This is a genomic window from Corallococcus aberystwythensis (genome assembly GCF_003612165.1).
Taxonomy (GTDB): Bacteria; Myxococcota; Myxococcia; order Myxococcales; family Myxococcaceae; genus Corallococcus; species Corallococcus aberystwythensis.
The window spans coordinates 1-791 of the sequence record NZ_RAWK01000549.1 but is presented as its reverse complement, the minus strand read 5'-3'; the positions used below and the strand labels follow the sequence as shown (position 1 = coordinate 791).

The 791-nt window shown below is 71.7% G+C and carries 1 protein-coding gene and 1 pseudogene; both read right to left on the bottom strand.

The genetic code is table 11. The annotated features are described in order from the left end of the window. Nucleotides 1-206: pseudogene (locus D7W81_RS41380) on the bottom strand (ActD-like protein); the annotation flags it as partial. Then, nucleotides 203-682: an RNA polymerase sigma factor gene (locus D7W81_RS41375; protein ID WP_014400585.1), complete on the bottom strand. Its 480-nt coding sequence runs from the start codon at nucleotides 680-682 to the stop codon at nucleotides 203-205. The pseudogene D7W81_RS41380 and the gene D7W81_RS41375, both read right to left, overlap by 4 nt. Nucleotides 683-791 lie beyond the last annotated feature (109 nt).

The following is a 791-nucleotide window of genomic DNA, read 5'->3' as shown; positions in this document are numbered from 1 at the left end:
AAGCGGGCCTTCACTTCGCGGGCGACGCGGTCGGGAGGCAGGGCCTCCAGGGTGGCGCGCGAGTCGGCCTCCAGGGCGGCGAGGCGCGAGGGGCCATCGGGTTCACGGGACAGGCGGTCGCGGGCGGCGGCGAGCTCGTCCGGGGGCAGCTCTCCCAGGGCAATGCGCTCCAGCAGCCAGTCCGGGGTGCGGTGGGGGGACGTCATGCGGCCTCCAGCTCCTGCAGGACAGCGGACAGGGCCCGGAGGCGCTTGCGCACTCCGGACACGGACAGGCCCACCTCGCGGGCGGTCTCCTCCAGCGTCATGCCGTCCACCAGGTGGAGCACGGCGATGTCGCGGCTGGACGCGGGGACGCGGCCGAAGAGGCGGTCCAGCAGGCCGCGGGCGGCGGTGCGCGCCTCGGTGTCGCCGGACGCGGCGATCTTCAGCACCAGCTCATCGTCGCGGTCCTCGGGCCGCCGCTTCGCGCCGCGCAGGCGGTTGAGGCACACGCGGGTGGCAATCTGATGGAGCAGGCTGGACGGCCCGGCGTCCTTCAGGGCGGCCTGGTAGCGCAGCAGTTGAACGAACACGTCATGCATGGCGTCCACGGCCTGTTCCTCGTCGCGCAGCAGGAAGCGGCAGCGCCGGAGCACCTGGGGGCCATAGCGTCGGTAATAGGCCTCCACATCGACGGACACCGCGCCTCCCGGTTGGACAGGGGAACACCGGTGCCCCGGAAAGCTGTCACCGGCCTTTTGACGAAAGCGGCGTGCCTACCCCGTTTCCCCCTGTCTCTTATACTCATCT